Origin of the sequence: Pseudomonas sp. B707 (assembly GCF_022496685.1) — a bacterium.
Taxonomy (GTDB): domain Bacteria; phylum Pseudomonadota; class Gammaproteobacteria; order Pseudomonadales; family Pseudomonadaceae; genus Aquipseudomonas; species Aquipseudomonas paraglycinae.
On record NZ_WTVE01000033.1, the window covers coordinates 109,085 to 125,349 of the forward strand.

Genomic DNA, 16,265 nt, shown 5'->3' on the forward strand with positions numbered 1-16,265 from the left:
GTTCCCACCTGCAAGGGCTATCAGACGCGGAACTGGCGCAGCAAACCGTTCAACTGCTCGCTGAGTTGGCCCAGGCGCACGCTGGCCACGCTCGACTGTTCGGCCGCCAGCGCGGTGCTGTGGGACAAGCCCGCCGCCTGGGTGACGTTCTGATTGATGTCCTCGACCACGTGCGCCTGCTGCAGCGTTGCGCTGGCAATAGAGGCGTTCAGGCCGTTGAGGTTGCGCAGCGCCTGGCCGATGGCGTTCAGGCTGGCGCTGGCGAGGCCGGCCTGTTCGATGGTCAGTTGCGAGGCCTTGCTGCTGTCGCCGATCACCTTCACGGCGGCTTCGGAGTGATTCTGCAGGCGTTCGATCATCGTCTGAATCTCCGCCGTGGACTTCTGCGTGCGCTGAGCCAGCAAACGCACTTCGTCAGCCACCACCGCAAAACCGCGACCCTGTTCACCGGCGCGAGCCGCTTCAATCGCGGCGTTGAGGGCGAGCAGGTTGGTCTGCTCGGCAATTGAACGGATCACCTCCAGCACGCTGCCGATCTGCGTGCTTTCCGTCGCCAGCGTGCGGATGACTTCAACGGCCTGATCGATGGTGCCGGAGAGCTTGTCGATCTGCTGCAGGCTGCCATCGATGTTGATCTGGCCTTGCTGGGCCTGCGCCTCGGCATCACGCATTTCGCTGGCGGCGTGTTCGGCATTCTTCGCCACGTCCTGTACGCCGTAGGTCACTTCGTTGACGGCAGTAGCCACCAGTTCCATCTGCTGCGACTGCTGTTGGCTGCGTTGCTGGGCCTGCGCTGCATCATTGCCCAATTCGCTGGACGACTGGCCTAATGCGCTGGCGGACACCTGCAAGTCACCGATCACCCGGCGCAACTTGGCGGTGAAGGCATTGAAGTGATGGGCCAGTTGAGTGACTTCGTCCTGGCCGTGGGTGTCGAGGCTGCGAGTCAGATCGCTTTCGCCGCTGGCAATGTTGGCCATGGCGTTCACGGTTTCCTGCAACGGGCGGACGATGCTGCGCGCGATCAGGATCACCAGCAGCGCCATGATCACCGCGATGACCAGCCCGACCACCGACGCCTTGATCACCTGCCCCTGAAACTCGGCCTGCACGTCGTCGACGTACACGCCCGAACCGATGACCCAGCCCCACGGCTCGAACAGTTTCACGTAGGAGGTCTTGGCCACCGGTTCACTGGCGCCGGGTTTGGGCCAGCGATAATCGACCATGCCGGCGCCCTTGGCCTTGGCGATGGCGACCATTTCGTTGAACACCGCAAAACCGTCCGGATCCCGTATCGTCGAGAGGTTCTGGCCTTCAAGCTTTGGGTTGGTCGGGTGCATGACCATCACGGGCGTGAGGTCGTTGATCCAGAAGTAGTCGTTCTGGTCATAACGCAGGCCGCGGATCGCGGTCAGCGCCTGTTTCTGCGCCACGTCGCGGGTCAGGGTGCCTGCCGCTTCAAGGCCTTGGTAGTAGGTCAGCAAACCGCTGGCGGTCTGCACCACATGCTGGGTTTTCTGGGCCTTGGCGTGATACAGGTCATCGTGGATCTGCTTGAGCATCAACACGCCCAACGTCAGGAGCATGACCACCGCCACAATCAAGATGAGCCACAAGCGTCGGCTGATCGACACACTGCGCAAGCTGTTCATAACGCTGTCACTCCGGATTCTTTTTCTTGTAATAAACCACCGCCAGCATCCAACCACGTTTCGGTGACCGGGCATACGCGACCCAAGTCGTAGAACGCGGCAGCGCGATTACGACTTGTCTGTTAGGATTTCGGCCCCGCGCGTGAAAACCTGAATCCAAATTGATTTTTCACGGAATTTTGACTGTTTCGTGTGGATCCTGCGCGTGCGGAATCGGTACAGCTACAACCAGCTACGCTGAACGAAGTGAACGTAAAAAATACTATCGGAGCATGCCGCTGCGCATCGCTCTCTGGGGGATTGATGGATCTTTGGACGGCCTTGCAGGCACTAATTCTTGGAGTTGTAGAGGGGCTGACGGAGTTTTTGCCCATTTCCAGTACCGGACACCAGATCATTGTTGCCGACTTGCTCGATTTCGGAGGCGAGCGGGCCATGGCGTTCAACATCATCATTCAGCTCGGCGCGATTCTCGCGGTGGTCTGGGAGTTTCGACGCAAGATTCTCGACGTGGTCATCGGCTTGCCGACCCAGCCGAGTGCGCGGCGCTTCACGGTCAACCTGCTGATCGCTTTCATGCCCGCCGTGGTGTTGGGGGTGATCTTCGCCGACTTGATTCATCACTACCTGTTCAACCCGATCACCGTTGCCGCCGCGCTGGTGGTGGGCGGGATCGTGATGCTGTGGGCCGAACAGCGTCAGCATGAAGTCCATGCCGAAACGGTCGACGAGATTCGCTGGACGGATGCACTGAAGATTGGCTTCGCCCAGTGCCTGGCAATGATCCCCGGCACCTCGCGCTCTGGCTCGACCATCATCGGCGGCCTGCTGTTCGGCCTGTCGCGCAAGACCGCCACCGAGTTTTCGTTCTTCCTGGCGATGCCCACCATGGTCGGTGCGGCGGTGTACTCGGGCTACAAGTATCGCGACCTGTTCGTACCGGCAGATTTTCCGGTGTTCGCCATCGGTTTTGTCACGGCCTTCATCTTCGCCATGATCGCCGTGCGCGGTTTGCTCAAGTTTATTGGCAGCCACAGCTACGCGGCGTTCGCCTGGTATCGGATCGTCTTCGGTCTGGTGATTCTGGCGACCTGGCAGTTCGGCTGGGTCGACTGGACGGCCGCCCAGCCATGAGTGATTCCCGCGCACGTCGCCCGGAACGCGGACCTTCCGGTGGCAATGTTCAGCATCTGAAATTGAAGCTGGTGGTGCTGCTGATCGTCTGCGCCTTGCCGTTGTCCGGCTCGCTGTCGATGTGGCTGCGCGGGATTTCCCTGGTACCGCTGACGGCTTACGGGCTGGTCAGCGTGCTGGCGTTTTTCCTGTACTGGGCGGACAAGCGCAAGGCCCGCGCCGACGCCTGGCGTACGCCGGAAAACATCCTCCACGCCGTGGAACTGGCCGGCGGCTGGCCTGGCGCGTTGATCGCCCAGCAGGTCTTCCGGCACAAGACGCGCAAGGTGTCGTTTCAGGTGCTGTTCTGGATGATCGTGGCGTTGCACCAGATGTTCTGGATCGATCAGTTGTTCCTCGGTTCCAACCTGCTGGCGCTGTTCTAGAGCAACAGCCCGACCTGCACGCGCTTGGGCAGCTTGCTCACCACCAGTTGATGAGAACGCTGCAGCAACCCTTGCAGTTCCTCGGCGCCCAGCGGGTAGGGCGGGTGCATGATGATCCATTGCGCCCGGGCCAGATACGGCGCCGGGTGAATGCCCGGCCGGTCGCAATGACCGAGAAACAGGTCCTTGTCGACCTTGAATGCCAGCGAATCACCGCGCAATCCCTGCAAGGCGAACATCTTGTTGCCGGCAATCGAAAACACCCGCACGCCACCCCATTTGTAGTCTTCCCGGGCGCCGGGCAGGGCCAGGCAGAACTCTGCGACGTCCTTCTCGCTCATCTTCCCTTGTTTCATAACAGCCGTTCTCCACAGGCATTGAACGATTCGACCAGATGATCGATCCACGCGCGCACCGCCGGCATCACCCCGCGCCGATGCGGATACACCGCTTGCAGCCAGCCGCCAGGCAGTGACCAGTCCGGCAACAATTGCACCAGCGTGCCGTTATTCAACTCGGCTTCGCAATACATCATCGGCAACAGGGTGAAACCCTGGCCGGCCAGCACACAGGCCTTGCGCACGATGAAATCGTCGATCCCCAGTCGTGCCTCCAGCGCCAGATCGCAACTCTTGCCATGCTGATCGAGCAGGCGCACATGCACCATGCGGTCGGCCTCCAAAGCGCCTAACACCGGCAAGTTCTTCAAGTCTTGCGGATGATTGATTTCCACGCCTTGTATAAAGGAAGGGCTAGCCACCACCACCATTTGCGCTTGCCGCAGGCGGCGGGTCACCAGCATCGGTTCTTCATCGCCGTGTTCGCGCACGCGCAGGGCCACGTCGATGCCTTCGGTAATCAGGTCGACCCGGCGATTGATCAGGGTGACTTCCAGCTGCACCTGAGGGTATTTGCCAAGGAAATTGCTGATCACCACTGGCAGCATTTCATGGGCCAGCCCGGTAGGGCTTGAAACGCGCAGGCGTCCGCGAGGCTCGCTGGACATGCTGGCGACCGTCTCGTCGGCCATTTCCGCTTCCAGCAGCATTGCCTGACAGTGACGCAGATAGCGTTCGCCGACCGCCGTCAGCTTCAATTGGCGAGTGGTGCGTTGCAGCAAGCGTGCGCCGAGGCGTTCTTCCAGCTCGGCGATGCGCCGTGAAAGGCGTGACTTGGGAATGCCCAGTAAGCGGCCGGCGGCGGCGAATCCGCCAGCCTCGACCACTTTGGCGAAATAGTAGAGATCGTTGAGGTCTTGCATGGGGGAAATCCGACTGTTCTATCAGTGGGACAAACTATCGCATTGTTGCCGTCTAATCAGCTATTGGTTTCGTCGGTAGGATTGTCTCCATTCCGTCGCCACCGGCGATTCATTCCAGGAGATTCCACATGAAACTGCTGCACATCGATTCGAGCATTCTGGGCGACAACTCCGCTTCCCGTCAGCTGAGCAGTCAAGTGACTCAAGCCTGGCAAGCCGCCGAGCCAAGCGCTGTCGTGACCTACCGCGACCTGGCCGCCGACGCCATCAGCCACTTCTCGTCGACCACTCTGGTTGCCGCCGGCACCACCGCTGAACTGCGCAACGCCGCACAACAGCACGAAGCCGAACTGAGCGCCACCACCCTGGCCGAATTCATCGCCGCCGACGCCATCGTCGTCGCTGCACCGATGTACAACTTCACCGTGCCGACCCAGCTCAAAGCCTGGATCGACCGCATTGCCGTTGCCGGCCAGACCTTCCGCTACACCGAAGCCGGCCCTGAAGGCCTGTGCGGTGGCAAGAAAGTGGTGATCGTGTCCACCGCTGGCGGCATCCACGCAGGTCAGGCTTCGGGCGTGGCGCACGAAGACTACCTGAAGCTGGTGTTCGGCTTCCTCGGCATCACCGACATCGAAGTCGTGCGTGCTGAAGGCCTGGCCTATGGCGAAGAAGTGCGCAACAGCGCCATGAGCGCTGCTCAGGCGAAGATCAGCGAGCAACTGTTCGCCGCCGCGTAAGGCTTGCGTAAAGAACAGCTCCTGTTCAGGCAAACCCAAAAAAACTCTGTATTCTGGATCCGCAAGGGCCAGATACGGAGTTTTTTGTTTCCGACTGTTACATAATCTGGCCCGGGTTATGCAGTCTGATGATCAACGTCTGAGTGCAACGCCGCGCCGGATCACCGAACCTCGGAATTTCGGGCGTCGAACACAACGGATCTTTCGATTGAGTAACAACAGGGTGGGGCATCCCATGATGCGTCTTTGTGCAGCGTTACTGATTTGCCTGCTCGGCAGCCTGAATTCAGTGCACGCTGCGCCCGGGCAGCACCCACGCTGGAGCGTCGGCTATCACGAGATGACGTTCCTCGACCCGCTCGACCTGCAACCGATGCGTGCCATCGCGTTCTATCCCTCCAGCGATCGCGAACACATGAGCCTGCTCGAAGGCTATTCGGTCGAGGCCGGCGAAGACACCAAAGTCGCCATCGGCCGCTTCCCGATGCTGATGCTGTCCCACGGCAACACCGGCACGCCACTGGCGCTGCACGATCTGGCCACGTCATTGGCACGCAAGGGCTTTGTGGTGGTGGCGGTGATTCACCCCGGCGACAACTCCAAGGATCACAGCCGCCTCGGTACGCTGAGCAACCTTTACGGCCGGCCGATCCAGATTTCCGAAGCCATTACCGCCACGTTGGGCGACCGCATGCTCGCGCCGTACGTGAATGCTGATCAGGTTGGCGTCATTGGTTATTCGGCAGGCGGCGAGACCGCGTTGATTCTGTCCGGCGCACAGCCTGATCTGGATCGTCTGCGCCGTTACTGCCAGGAACGCCCGGACGACCGCGACGCCTGCAACACCCAGGGTGAGTTGATTGTCGATCGCGACGATCTGCAACCGGTGGCCGATCCACGCGTGCATGCATTGCTGCTGATGGCGCCGCTGAGCCTCAAGTTTGGTCGTCACACCCTGGCCGATGTGCACGTGCCGGTGCTGCTCTACAGCGGTGACGGCGACAAACTGGTGGCCTTCGACAAAAACGCCGCCGCCCTGGCGCGCAAGCTGCCGACCGCGCCCGACTTCAAATTGCTGGCCGGGGCAGGGCACTTTGTGTTCATGGCGCCGTGCACCCAAGAGCAGATCCTCGCCATGCCGGCGCTGTGCACCGATGCCGATGGCGTGGATCGCGAAGACATCCATCGCAACTTGATTTCCGAGGCCGGGCGGTTCTTCTCCCACGCTCTGGGCAGGCCGACCCGCGCGGGGATGCAGACGGCGGATCAGTAAAGGCTCAGGCCATTGCCCGACGCTTGAGCCATAACGTCAGCGCCAGTCCGGTGACGGACAGCAGTGCAGCGATCAGGAAAATCCACGAATACCCCAGATTCAACGCCACCGCGCCCATCAACGGGCCGGCAATCGCCAGTGCGAGATCGAAAAACACCGCATAGGCACTCAGCCCGGCACCACGGCTGGAGTTGGGAACCTGCTTGATCGCTTCAACGCCCAGCGCTGGATACACCAGCGACAGACCGAATCCGGCCAGGCCTGCGCCGATCAAGGCGTACGCGGTCGAGGGTGCGAGCCACAGCAGCAACAGTCCGACGGTCTCGATGGCCATGCAGGCGATGGCGGACGCAAAACCGCCAAAACGTGCGATGGCTGAAATGAACAGCAGTCGCGACAGGATGAAGCACACACCGAATACCGTCAGGCAGTACGCCGCGCCGGTCCAGCCGCGATTGAGGTAATACAGGGTGATGAAGGTGGTCAGGGTGCCGTAACCGATGGAAGCCAGGCTCAGACTGGCGCCGAACGGTGCAATGCGTCCGAATACATTCCAGAACGGCAGGCGTTCGCCGCGCACCACCGGCACCGAAGGCTTGTTGCGGATCAGCAACAGGGCGCCAGCGGCCAATACCGAGAGCGCGATCCCGAGGCTGGTAAAGCCGTAGTCGGCCACCATCAGCACACCCAACGGCGCGCCGATGGCGATGGCGCCATAAGAGGCGATGCCGTTCCAGCCGATGGAACGGGCGGTATGTTCCGCCCCTACCTGACCCATGCACCAACTGATGGTGCCGACGCCGATCAATCCTTGCGCGATACCGAGCAGCAAGCGCCCGGCGATCAGGATGATCAGGCTCGTCAGCGGGAAGTCCTGCAGCAACGTAGAGACAAGCGTCAACAAGCCGCTGAGTACGATCCCCGACAAGCCGTAAACAATCGCCCGTTTGGTCCCGACGGTATCCGACATGCGCCCGGCCATGGGCCGACTGAGCAGAGTGGCCAGGTATTGCGAACCGATCACCAGCCCCGCGATCACGGCACTGAAACCCAGTTGTTCGTGCACGTAACCGGGCAGCACCGCAATCGGCAGGCCGATGCAGAGGAAGGCAATAAAGGTATAGAAAACGATGGAGACGATCTGCAGGGTGATCGCCATGGAGCTTTGCGGTGGCTGTTGCTGCGCAGACATGAGAACTCGTTCGCGGGCGGCGGTGGGAGAGTCCGCATCATGGCGTGGCGCTGAAATAAAAGAAAGCAGGCTAACTATCGTTTCCACGCACCACGCACCCACGTCCTCATGTTGATCGTTCCCACGCTCCGCGTGGGAATGCAGCCCGGGACGCTCTGCGTCCCATTCGAGAGCTGGAACACGGAGCCTCCCTTGAGGCATTCCCACGCAGAGCGTGGGAACGATCAGCAATGAGCAAAAAAAAGCCCTGTCACAAGGACAGGGCTTTCTGTTTACCGCTCGATTCGACTCAGAACACTACGCCTTGGCTGCGCAGGTAATCGTCGTAGGTGCCGCTGAAGTCGGTCACGCCGTTCGGGCTCAGCTCGATGATGCGGGTGGCCAGGGACGATACGAACTCACGGTCGTGGCTGACGAAGATCAGCGTGCCCGGGTAGTTTTCCAGCGCCAGGTTCAGCGCCTCGATCGATTCCATGTCCAGGTGGTTGGTCGGTTCGTCCATCACCAGTACGTTTGGCTTTTGCAGGATCAGCTTGCCGAACAGCATGCGACCTTGCTCACCACCGGAAATCACCTTCACCGACTTGAGGATCTCGTCGTTGGAGAACAGCATGCGACCGAGGGTGCCACGGATCACTTGCTCGCCCTGAGTCCACTGACCCATCCAGTCGAACAGGCTGACGTCGTCTTCGAAGTCGTGGGCGTGGTCCTGAGCGTAGTAGCCCAGCTCCGCGCTTTCGGTCCACTTCACTGTGCCTGCGTCCGGGGTCAGTTCGCCCATCAGCGTGCGCAGCAGGGTGGTCTTGCCGATACCGTTCGGGCCGATGATCGCCACGCGCTCGCCGGCTTCAACGGTGAAGCTGAAGTTCTTGAACAGGGTCTTGCCGTCGAAGCCCTTGGACATCTGCTCGATGGTCACGGCCTGGCGGTGCAGCTTCTTGGTCTGTTCGAAACGGATGAACGGGCTCACGCGGCTCGATGGCTTGACTTCGGCCAGCTGGATCTTGTCGATCTGCTTGGCACGGGAAGTGGCCTGCTTGGCTTTCGAGGCGTTGGCCGAGAAGCGGCTGACGAACGTTTGCAGTTCGGCGATCTGGGCTTTCTTCTTGGCGTTGTCCGACAGCAGTTGCTCGCGGGACTGGGTCGCCGCGGTCATGTACTCGTCGTAGTTGCCCGGGAACAGACGCAGCTCGCCGTAGTCCAGGTCGGCCATGTGGGTGCAGACGCTGTTCAGGAAGTGACGGTCGTGGGAAATGATGATCATGGTGCTGTTACGCGCCGTCAAAATCGTTTCCAGCCAGCGGATGGTGTTGATGTCCAGGTGGTTGGTCGGTTCGTCGAGCAGCAGCACTTCCGGATCGGAGAACAGTGCCTGGGCCAACAGAACACGCAGCTTCCAGCCCGGAGCCACTTCGGTCATCGGGCCGAAATGCTGTTCCAGCGGAATACCCAGACCCAGCAGCAGTTCACCGGCGCGGGATTCGGCGGTGTAGCCGTCCATCTCGGCGAACTCGGTTTCCAGCTCGGCCACGGCCATGCCGTCTTCTTCGCTCATTTCCGGCAGCGAGTAGATGCGGTCACGCTCGGCCTTGACCTTCCACAGCTCTTCGTGACCCATGATCACGGTGTCGATCACGGTGAATTCTTCGTAGGCGAACTGATCCTGGCGCAATTTACCCAGGCGAATGTTCGGCTCCAGCATGACCTGGCCACCGGACGGCTCGAGGTCGCCGCCGAGGATTTTCATGAAGGTCGACTTGCCGCAACCGTTGGCGCCGATCAGGCCGTAGCGGTTGCCGCCGTTGAATTTGACCGAAACGTTTTCAAACAGCGGCTTGGCGCCGAACTGCATGGTGATGTTAGCTGTAGAAATCAAAGGTTTTTCCTGCGAAGCGTGCTGAGTAGCGAGGGTGCAGCCGGAGCGCTTGGCCCGAGTCGAAGTGCGCTGAGGCGGGACAATCCCGTCATCAACCAAGGGGGGCGCGTAAAGTTTGGCGGCGATTGTACTGGTCTGGCTCTTTAAACGATAGGGCGGTGACATCCCGATTGCCGTTTGGCGCGATCGCGGGACAGTTTTTCACAGACGAGTGTTCACTATTGGTTACAAACTGTGGCTAAAATGCCATCCATTCACCCAATGCCTTGTCCGGCATGGGCTCAAGGATGCGCCACCGGGACGTTTTTTTTGATTTCAGACCACTGCCACAGACCTTGGGCCACAGCCCTGAAGGCGCGCAGTTTGCTCACTTCTGACGTGTGACGATTTCCGTGAAACTCATCATTGCCGCTGTATATGTCATTTCCATTGCATACGTTCATCTGCGTGGTCGCGTGCGCCACAAGCTCGGTCGACAACTTAGCGATCACTCTTCGTTTCTGGCACCGATCAACTGCTTCCTTTATCTGTTCTCGAAAAAGCCCAACACGCCGTATCTCGATCCGAAGGATTTTCCCGACCTGACTCCGTTACAGACCCACTGGGAAGAAATCCGCGAGGAAGGCCGCAATCTGCTGCGCGCCGGCGAGATCAAGCGCTCGAATCAGTACGACGACGTCGGTTTCAACTCGTTCTTCAAGACCGGCTGGAAGCGTTTCTACCTGAAGTGGTACGGCGACAGCCACCCGTCGGCACTGCAACTGTGCCCACGTACTACCGAACTGGTGCAGAGCATCGGCTCGATCAAGGCTGCGATGTTTGCAGAATTGCCGCCGGGCTCGAAACTGGTGCGTCACCGCGATCCTTACGCCGGTTCCTACCGTTATCACCTGGGCCTGGAAACGCCGAACGACGCCGGTTGCTACATCAATGTCGATGGCGAGAACTATCACTGGCGTGATGGCGAAGCGGTGATGTTCGATGAGACCTTCATTCATTACGCAGAAAACACCACCGACCAGAATCGCATCATTCTGTTTTGTGACGTCGAACGTCCGATGAAGTATCGCTGGGCAGCGGCGTTCAACGGCTGGTTCAGCCGTACCGTGATGTCGGCGGCCGGTGCACCGAACGACGCGGGTGACCGCACCGGTGGCATCAACCGATTGTTTACCAAAATCTACAAGATTCGACTGCGCGGCAAAGAGCTGAAGAAGCGCAATCGCAAGCTCTATTACATGGAAAAGTGGGCGATCTTCGGCGGACTGCTGGCGATCTTTATTCTGATCTGACGCATCGGGCGACTGTTGAAAGGCAGTCGCCCGATTTCATTTTCACGACGCTCTTTTGGTCTTCTTCGCTGGTGTTGCCTTGCTGGCGGTCTTCTTCGCCGGTTTGGCCGGGGCTTTCCCGCCGAGGCTGCGCTTGAGCAGTTCGGTCAGGTCGATAACATCGGCCGATTTGCGCTCTTCCTCACCGGAAACGGTTTCAACGTCTTCGATCTTGCCTTCATGGGCCTTTTTGTCCACCAGCGCCATGATCTTGTTCTCGAACTCGTCTTTGTAGTCCTCGGGCGTCCAGTCTGCCGTCATGTCTTCCACCAGCCGCTTGGCCATGTCCAGTTCACCCTTGGCCAACTGCGGTTTGGTCACTTCGCTGCCCAGTGCCAGCTCATCAAGGCTGCGCACTTCCTGAGGCCAGCGCAGTTTCACCAGCACCAATGCCGACTCCAGGGGCATCAACGCGGCCAGATACTGACGCGTGTGTAAAACCACACGGGCGAGGGCGACCTTTTGGGTTTTGCTCAGGGTTTCACGCAGAAGGGCGTAGACCTTGCCGCCGCGCTTGTCCGGGGCCAGGTAATAGGGCGTGTCGATGTTCTGCAACGGAATTTGCTCGCTGTCGACGAAGGCGAAGATGTCGATGGTCTGGGTCGAAACCGGGTGTGCCGAACGGATCTCTTCCTCGCTGAGCACCACATAGCGGCCTTTTTCGAACTGCACGCCTTTGACGATGTGCTCCTTGGTGACTTCCTTGCCGGTGACCTTGTTGACCCGTTTATAGCCGACCGGGTCCATGCTGCGGCTGTCGAGCCAGTCGAAATCGACGCCTTGGGACGAGGTCGCCGAAACCAGCGCAACGGGGATGTGCACCAGACCGAAACTGATTGCGCCTTTCCAGATTGCCCGAGCCATGGTGCTGTTCTCCGAGTGATGTTCGGGTGACCCGTGGCCCGGCGTAAAAGTTTCCGTTGTTTGCAGGGGGCGGCGGTAAACGGCAGGTCAAGCCGTGTTACATCTTGTTTAGCGGTGACGGGTTAACAAATCCGAACCCTCGGCGTAGCGTGGACTCGAAGGCTCTAATCCACGTGCATCGAAAGAGGCCGTTCATGAACCGTTTCCTGCTTGGCATTGCATTGCTCGCCCTCACTGGTGGTCTGGTTCACGCAGAGGGCGCAATCACGCATTCACCGTTGTTGCTGGCGCAAAGTCCGACCGGCAACAGCAACAACCCCTACAACAGCCCGATCCGCCGGGCCAACCCCAACAGCATGCAGGGCACCCAACCCAGCGCTCCGCCTGTTCGCGGGCCGAACACGGTGCCAGTGCCACGCCCGCCGACCCTGGAAAACCGCGGCATCGGCAATGGCCAGCCGCTGCGCTCCGTCCCGAGCACGCCACCCACCTTCATCCCCAATCCTCCAGCCCGTGACAGCGGGAGCAACCGTTGAATGGCAGAACCGCTTCTGTCAGCCCTTCACACGAACAAAAGGAATCGTGCATGTTGCGTAAAACCCTTCTGGCCGGCCTGTGTGCCAGTGCACTGATCACTAGCCCGGCGTTCGCTGCCGCTCCCAAAGAGCTGCAAAGCGAGCAGGGCACCCTCGAGGTCACAACGATTACCCAAGGGCTCAAGCACCCATGGGCCTTGGCGTTCCTGCCGGATCGCCAGGGCATGCTGGTGACTGAGCGCCCCGGTAACCTGCGTGTGGTAGGCGCTGACGGCAAACTGTCCGCGCCGATCACCGGTGTGCCGGACGTCTGGGCCAAAGGGCAGGGCGGATTGCTCGATGTGGTGCTGTCACCGGACTTTAAACAGGATCGCCTCGTGTACCTGTCCTATGCCGAGGGCGGCGGAGCGGGTGACAAAGCCGGAACGGCGGTCGGGCGCGGGCGTCTGTCGGACGACCTGAAAACCCTGAAGGACTTCAACGTGATTTTCCGTCAGGAACCGAAACTGTCGGTCGGCAACCACTTCGGCTCGCGACTGGTGTTCGACCGCGACGGTTACCTGTTCATTACCCTGGGCGAAAACAACGACCGTCCGACCGCGCAGGACCTGGACAAGCTGCAAGGCAAGGTTGTGCGGATCTACCCCGACGGCAAGGTGCCGGATGACAACCCCTTTGTCGGCCAGTCCGGCGTGCGCCCGGAGATCTGGTCTTACGGCCACCGCAATCCCCAGGGCGCCGCGCTCAATCCGTGGACCGGAACCCTGTGGGAAAACGAGCACGGCCCGCGCGGCGGCGACGAGGTGAACATCATCGAGCGCGGCAAGAATTACGGCTGGCCGCTGGCGACCCACGGCATCAACTATTCCATGCAACCGATCCCGGAAGCCAAGGGCAAAACCGCAGAAGGTACGGTAGGGCCGCACCATGTCTGGGAAAAATCCCCGGGCGTCACCGGCATGGCCTTCTACGATGCCGATCGCTTCAAACCCTGGCAGCACAACGTGTTCATCGGTGCGCTGGTGACGCAGGAGCTGATCCGTTTGCAGTTCGACGGCGACAAGGTGGTGCATGAGGAACGCTTGCTGGGCGAACTGAAGCAGCGGATCCGTGATGTGCGCCAAGGGCCGGACGGTTACCTGTATGTGCTGACCGATGAGTCCGATGGTTCGCTGTACAAGGTCGGACTCAAATAAATGCGTCATGCGGGCGAGCGGGCGTAAAGCACCACCGCTGCCCGCAACTTGCCGCGACCGAAGCGGCACATCTTCTCGAACTCCCCATGGCTGACCGGCACGTGCTGGCAGTCCATGGGCTGACGATGCTGACTGTGATCGACATCCGGGTCGTGCAGGTAGACGAAGTCTTCATCGCAGTCGGTGACGATCACCCAGTGCGGCGATTTGGACCGGGTCAGGCGATAGCTGCTGATCAGCACCAGGGGCTGACCGCCGTTGGTCAGCAATGCGGGCAAGTCCAGCGTTACGCCAATGACCTGATCGACGTCTGTGTCGTTCAGTTGCGCCATGAACTCGTCATGGACCAGGCGCATGACGTCTTTTTTATGCGCATCGCGCACGCCATCGAGAAACAGCGGCCCGCTCATGCTCAGTTGCAAACGCACTTTGAAACCCCGGCGCCAGGCTGCCAGTGCCAGACCTTGCGGGCTGCAACCGCCATGGCCAGCCGTCATGAACACCGTGGTTGCCTCGCGCCACAACTGCAATTCCTCGCGCCGCTCCAGCAAACGATCGGCCTGCAACGCACCCATGGCCATCAGCAGGCAGGCCGGGCCGCAGGTGAAGTCGGTAGTTTGTCGGTAATAGGGGACCTTGATGTTGCGTGAGTCGCGGTGCTGGAGAATGCGTTTCTCCAGACGCAGTGCGTCGGCGTGATCCTCGTAGTAGTCATGGATCAAGGCAAAGCGTCGGTAACCGTTGCGCTCGTACAGGGCGATGGCGGTGGGGTTGTCGGTGCGCACTTCCAGCCGCAGGTAGGCGCAGTCGTGATCGAGCGCACAGGTCTCGATCCGCTGCAGCAATTGCTTGCCCAGACCGCCGCCGCGCGCCTCGGGGGCAATCGCAATGGAATACAGTCGGGCCAGCGAGGTGCCGCGATGAAACAGCACCAACGCATAACCGGCGAGTTGGCCCTCACGTTCGGCCACCCACAATTGCCCGTTGGCCCGGGTGATCATCCATTGGAAACTGCGGCGGGTGAGCCGATCCGTGGTGAAACAGTGCATCTCCAGCGTGAGCAACGCTGGCAAATCTTCAACCACCGCCAGGCGAAAAACAGCATTCATATGACCACCGTAAAAGTTGCGTAACGAAACGGGACTTTCGAAAAACTTCGTGCTTAATAGAAAAGGTCTTGTTCTCCAACGGATCAATTTCTATGTCAGCGGTACAGGGTCATTGGCGCGAAGTATCCAGTCAAAATTTGCCACCGGCAACTTATTTAAAACCGCAGATCAGGACTTCCAGTCAAGTGTTGATCATCGTCGAACGCGAGGAAGACTGGGCCTCGTATTTCCCCAGCGAAGACATCCTGACGGCCCAGGAATACCTTGAACAACCACCCGACAGCGAGCCGGGAAAACGGGTGCAGGTGATCAACCTGTGCCGCAGCTACAAGTATCTGGGGCACGGTTATTACTGCTCGCTGCTGGCTGAAGCGCGCGGGCACAAGGTGATTCCTTCGGTGCGCACCATTAGCGAACTGACGCGAAAATCCCTTTACGGTCTGGCGCTGGATGACCTGGATAAAACCCTGGAAAAAGCCCTGAGCCATCATCTCTACAGCGACACCGAAGGTTTTACGCTGACACTTTATTTCGGCAAAACCCATATCGAGCCGTTGCAGGATCTGGCCCGGCAATTGTTTGAAGTATTTCCGTGCCCGATTCTGTTAGTTGAGTTTCGCAGAACTAACGGATGGCATATCGAAGGCATAAAGTCCGGTGCCTTGCACAAGTTGCGTGACGATCAGGAAGATCAGTTCGCCAATGCGCTGGACGGTTTCAGCCGCAAGATCTGGCGCGTACCGCGTTCGCCGCAAGTGGCGCGTTATGATCTGGCGATCCTGCACGATCCGCAGGAGGCGTTGCCGCCGTCCAACGCCCGCGCACTGGAAAACTTTGTGCGGGTCGGCAAGGGCATGGGCATCGATGTCGAGCTGATCGAACGCAAGGACTACGCAAGGCTGGCCGAGTACGACGGCCTGCTGATCCGCGAGACCACCAGCGTCGACAACCACACTTATCGCTTCGCCAAGAAGGCCGAAAGCGAAGGTCTGGTGGTAATGGACGACCCGACGTCGATACTGCGCTGCACCAACAAGGTCTACCTGACCGACCTGCTCAACAGCCATCAACTGGGCATGCCGGCTACGGAAATCCTGTACAAGGAGCGACCCGAAGACTTCGAACGGGTCGGCGAGCGCCTCGGTTTTCCGCTGGTACTGAAGATCCCTGATGGTTGCTTCTCCCGTGGCGTGATCAAGGTCGAGAGCCAACAGGCCTTGCTGGAGGCCACCGACGAGCTGTTCGAACATTCGGTGCTGTTGCTGGCCCAGGAGTTTTTCTACACCGAGTACGACTGGCGCATCGGCGTGCTCAACCGCAAACCGATCTTCGCCTGCCAGTACTTCATGTCCAAGGGCCATTGGCAGATCTACAACCACAAGGCCAAGGGCCAGGACGTCAACGGCGAATGCCGCACGCTGGCGATTCACGAAGCGCCGCGCGCGGTGGTGGAACTGGCGGTGAAGACCGCCAACCTGATCGGCGACGGCTTGTACGGGGTTGACCTCAAGCAGGCCGGCGACAAGGTGGTGGTAATCGAGGTCAACGATAACCCGAACCTCGACGCAGGCATCGAAGACGCCTACCTGCAGGACGATTTGTATTCACTGGTACTGGAAGAATTCGTGCGGCGTCTCGAACTCAAACGCCGCGGGCAGGCCTGGTGACCGGCC

General features: G+C 60.0%; 15 protein-coding genes. 8 read left to right on the forward strand and 7 right to left on the reverse strand.

From position 1 onward, the window contains the following. Window positions 1–20: 20 nt before the first annotated feature. The gene (locus tag GQX66_RS22865) at window positions 21–1,655 is read right to left on the reverse strand and encodes a methyl-accepting chemotaxis protein (RefSeq protein ID WP_102718821.1); all 1,635 of its coding nucleotides are present in this window, start codon (window positions 1,653–1,655) and stop codon (window positions 21–23) included. Window positions 1,656–1,958: 303 nt separating this feature from the next. Between GQX66_RS22865 and GQX66_RS22870 the strand changes: the two genes are divergently transcribed. Together GQX66_RS22870 and GQX66_RS22875 are read left to right on the forward strand one after the other, a co-directional pair. Then, window positions 1,959–2,789 (forward strand): undecaprenyl-diphosphate phosphatase, encoded by an 831-nt coding sequence (locus GQX66_RS22870; protein WP_085745775.1) that lies wholly within the window; start codon window positions 1,959–1,961, stop codon window positions 2,787–2,789. After that, window positions 2,786–3,214: a DUF1294 domain-containing protein gene (locus GQX66_RS22875; protein ID WP_085745774.1), complete on the forward strand. Its 429-nt coding sequence runs from the start codon at window positions 2,786–2,788 to the stop codon at window positions 3,212–3,214. Before GQX66_RS22870 ends, GQX66_RS22875 begins: the two co-directional genes overlap by 4 nt. Here the strand turns inward: GQX66_RS22875 and GQX66_RS22880 are convergent. Continuing rightward, on the reverse strand, window positions 3,211–3,570 hold the full coding sequence (locus GQX66_RS22880; RefSeq protein ID WP_064381756.1) for an MmcQ/YjbR family DNA-binding protein: 360 nt from the start codon (window positions 3,568–3,570) through the stop codon (window positions 3,211–3,213). The genes GQX66_RS22875 and GQX66_RS22880 overlap by 4 nt on opposite strands. Then, entirely contained in the window at window positions 3,567–4,475 is a 909-nt protein-coding gene (locus GQX66_RS22885) for a LysR substrate-binding domain-containing protein (protein WP_102686231.1), read from the reverse strand. Before GQX66_RS22885 ends, GQX66_RS22880 begins: the two co-directional genes overlap by 4 nt. A 128-nt stretch (window positions 4,476–4,603) precedes the next feature. Between GQX66_RS22885 and GQX66_RS22890 the strand changes: the two genes are divergently transcribed. Together GQX66_RS22890 and GQX66_RS22895 are read left to right on the forward strand one after the other, a co-directional pair. Beyond that, entirely contained in the window at window positions 4,604–5,215 is a 612-nt protein-coding gene (locus GQX66_RS22890) for an FMN-dependent NADH-azoreductase (protein ID WP_102686230.1), read from the forward strand. 235 nt (window positions 5,216–5,450) lie between these two features. Continuing rightward, the gene (locus GQX66_RS22895; protein ID WP_102718822.1) at window positions 5,451–6,488 is read left to right on the forward strand and encodes a dienelactone hydrolase; all 1,038 of its coding nucleotides are present in this window, start codon (window positions 5,451–5,453) and stop codon (window positions 6,486–6,488) included. A 4-nt stretch (window positions 6,489–6,492) separates the two neighbouring features. Here the strand turns inward: GQX66_RS22895 and GQX66_RS22900 are convergent, their stop codons facing one another. Next, window positions 6,493–7,680 (reverse strand): MFS transporter, encoded by a 1,188-nt coding sequence (locus tag GQX66_RS22900; RefSeq protein ID WP_085745769.1) that lies wholly within the window; start codon window positions 7,678–7,680, stop codon window positions 6,493–6,495. 289 nt (window positions 7,681–7,969) lie between these two features. Next, window positions 7,970–9,556, reverse strand: a complete 1,587-nt coding sequence (locus tag GQX66_RS22905) for an ABC-F family ATPase (protein ID WP_045121838.1) — start codon at window positions 9,554–9,556, stop codon at window positions 7,970–7,972. 392 nt (window positions 9,557–9,948) lie between these two features. Here GQX66_RS22905 and lpxO point away from each other — a divergent pair, with 392 nt between their 5' ends. Further along, entirely contained in the window at window positions 9,949–10,848 is a 900-nt protein-coding gene (gene lpxO, locus GQX66_RS22910) for a lipid A hydroxylase LpxO (RefSeq protein ID WP_102718826.1), read from the forward strand. Window positions 10,849–10,890: 42 nt separating this feature from the next. On the opposite strand, the gene GQX66_RS22915 is transcribed toward lpxO, so the two are convergent. Continuing rightward, window positions 10,891–11,751 carry a Ku protein gene (locus GQX66_RS22915; protein ID WP_240871659.1) on the reverse strand — a complete coding sequence of 287 codons (861 nt, stop codon included), beginning with the start codon at window positions 11,749–11,751 and terminating at the stop codon, window positions 10,891–10,893. 194 nt (window positions 11,752–11,945) lie between these two features. On the opposite strand from GQX66_RS22915, the gene GQX66_RS22920 reads away from it, so the two are divergent. Both GQX66_RS22920 and GQX66_RS22925 read left to right on the forward strand, forming a co-directional pair. Continuing rightward, on the forward strand, window positions 11,946–12,287 hold the full coding sequence (locus GQX66_RS22920) for a hypothetical protein (RefSeq protein ID WP_102686228.1): 342 nt from the start codon (window positions 11,946–11,948) through the stop codon (window positions 12,285–12,287). Between the two features lie 50 nt (window positions 12,288–12,337). Further along, on the forward strand, window positions 12,338–13,483 hold the full coding sequence (locus GQX66_RS22925) for a PQQ-dependent sugar dehydrogenase (RefSeq protein WP_085745766.1): 1,146 nt from the start codon (window positions 12,338–12,340) through the stop codon (window positions 13,481–13,483). Window positions 13,484–13,488: 5 nt separating this feature from the next. Here GQX66_RS22925 and GQX66_RS22930 read toward each other — a convergent pair whose 3' ends face one another. Continuing rightward, complete coding sequence (locus GQX66_RS22930) at window positions 13,489–14,592, reverse strand: GNAT family N-acetyltransferase/peptidase C39 family protein (protein ID WP_085745765.1); 1,104 nt, start codon at window positions 14,590–14,592, stop codon at window positions 13,489–13,491. Between the two features lie 92 nt (window positions 14,593–14,684). On the opposite strand from GQX66_RS22930, the gene GQX66_RS22935 reads away from it, so the two are divergent. Continuing rightward, window positions 14,685–16,259: a RimK family protein gene (locus tag GQX66_RS22935; RefSeq protein ID WP_240871662.1), complete on the forward strand. Its 1,575-nt coding sequence runs from the start codon at window positions 14,685–14,687 to the stop codon at window positions 16,257–16,259. The last annotated feature ends 6 nt before the right edge of the window (window positions 16,260–16,265 follow it).

Excerpts from the sequence above, each read along its gene's own strand:
- GQX66_RS22865 (WP_102718821.1), bottom strand. The coding sequence starts at position 1,655 with ATGAACAGCTTGCGCAGTGTGTCGATCAGCCGACGCTTGTGGCTCATC.
- GQX66_RS22870 (WP_085745775.1), top strand. The coding sequence starts at position 1,959 with ATGGATCTTTGGACGGCCTTGCAGGCACTAATTCTTGGAGTTGTAGAG.
- GQX66_RS22875 (WP_085745774.1), top strand. The coding sequence starts at position 2,786 with ATGAGTGATTCCCGCGCACGTCGCCCGGAACGCGGACCTTCCGGTGGC.
- GQX66_RS22880 (WP_064381756.1), bottom strand. The coding sequence starts at position 3,570 with ATGAAACAAGGGAAGATGAGCGAGAAGGACGTCGCAGAGTTCTGCCTG.
- GQX66_RS22885 (WP_102686231.1), bottom strand. The coding sequence starts at position 4,475 with ATGCAAGACCTCAACGATCTCTACTATTTCGCCAAAGTGGTCGAGGCT.
- GQX66_RS22890 (WP_102686230.1), top strand. The coding sequence starts at position 4,604 with ATGAAACTGCTGCACATCGATTCGAGCATTCTGGGCGACAACTCCGCT.
- GQX66_RS22895 (WP_102718822.1), top strand. The coding sequence starts at position 5,451 with ATGATGCGTCTTTGTGCAGCGTTACTGATTTGCCTGCTCGGCAGCCTG.
- GQX66_RS22900 (WP_085745769.1), bottom strand. The coding sequence starts at position 7,680 with ATGTCTGCGCAGCAACAGCCACCGCAAAGCTCCATGGCGATCACCCTG.
- GQX66_RS22915 (WP_240871659.1), bottom strand. The coding sequence starts at position 11,751 with ATGGCTCGGGCAATCTGGAAAGGCGCAATCAGTTTCGGTCTGGTGCAC.
- GQX66_RS22920 (WP_102686228.1), top strand. The coding sequence starts at position 11,946 with ATGAACCGTTTCCTGCTTGGCATTGCATTGCTCGCCCTCACTGGTGGT.
- GQX66_RS22925 (WP_085745766.1), top strand. The coding sequence starts at position 12,338 with ATGTTGCGTAAAACCCTTCTGGCCGGCCTGTGTGCCAGTGCACTGATC.
- GQX66_RS22930 (WP_085745765.1), bottom strand. The coding sequence starts at position 14,592 with ATGAATGCTGTTTTTCGCCTGGCGGTGGTTGAAGATTTGCCAGCGTTG.
- GQX66_RS22935 (WP_240871662.1), top strand. The coding sequence starts at position 14,685 with ATGTCAGCGGTACAGGGTCATTGGCGCGAAGTATCCAGTCAAAATTTG.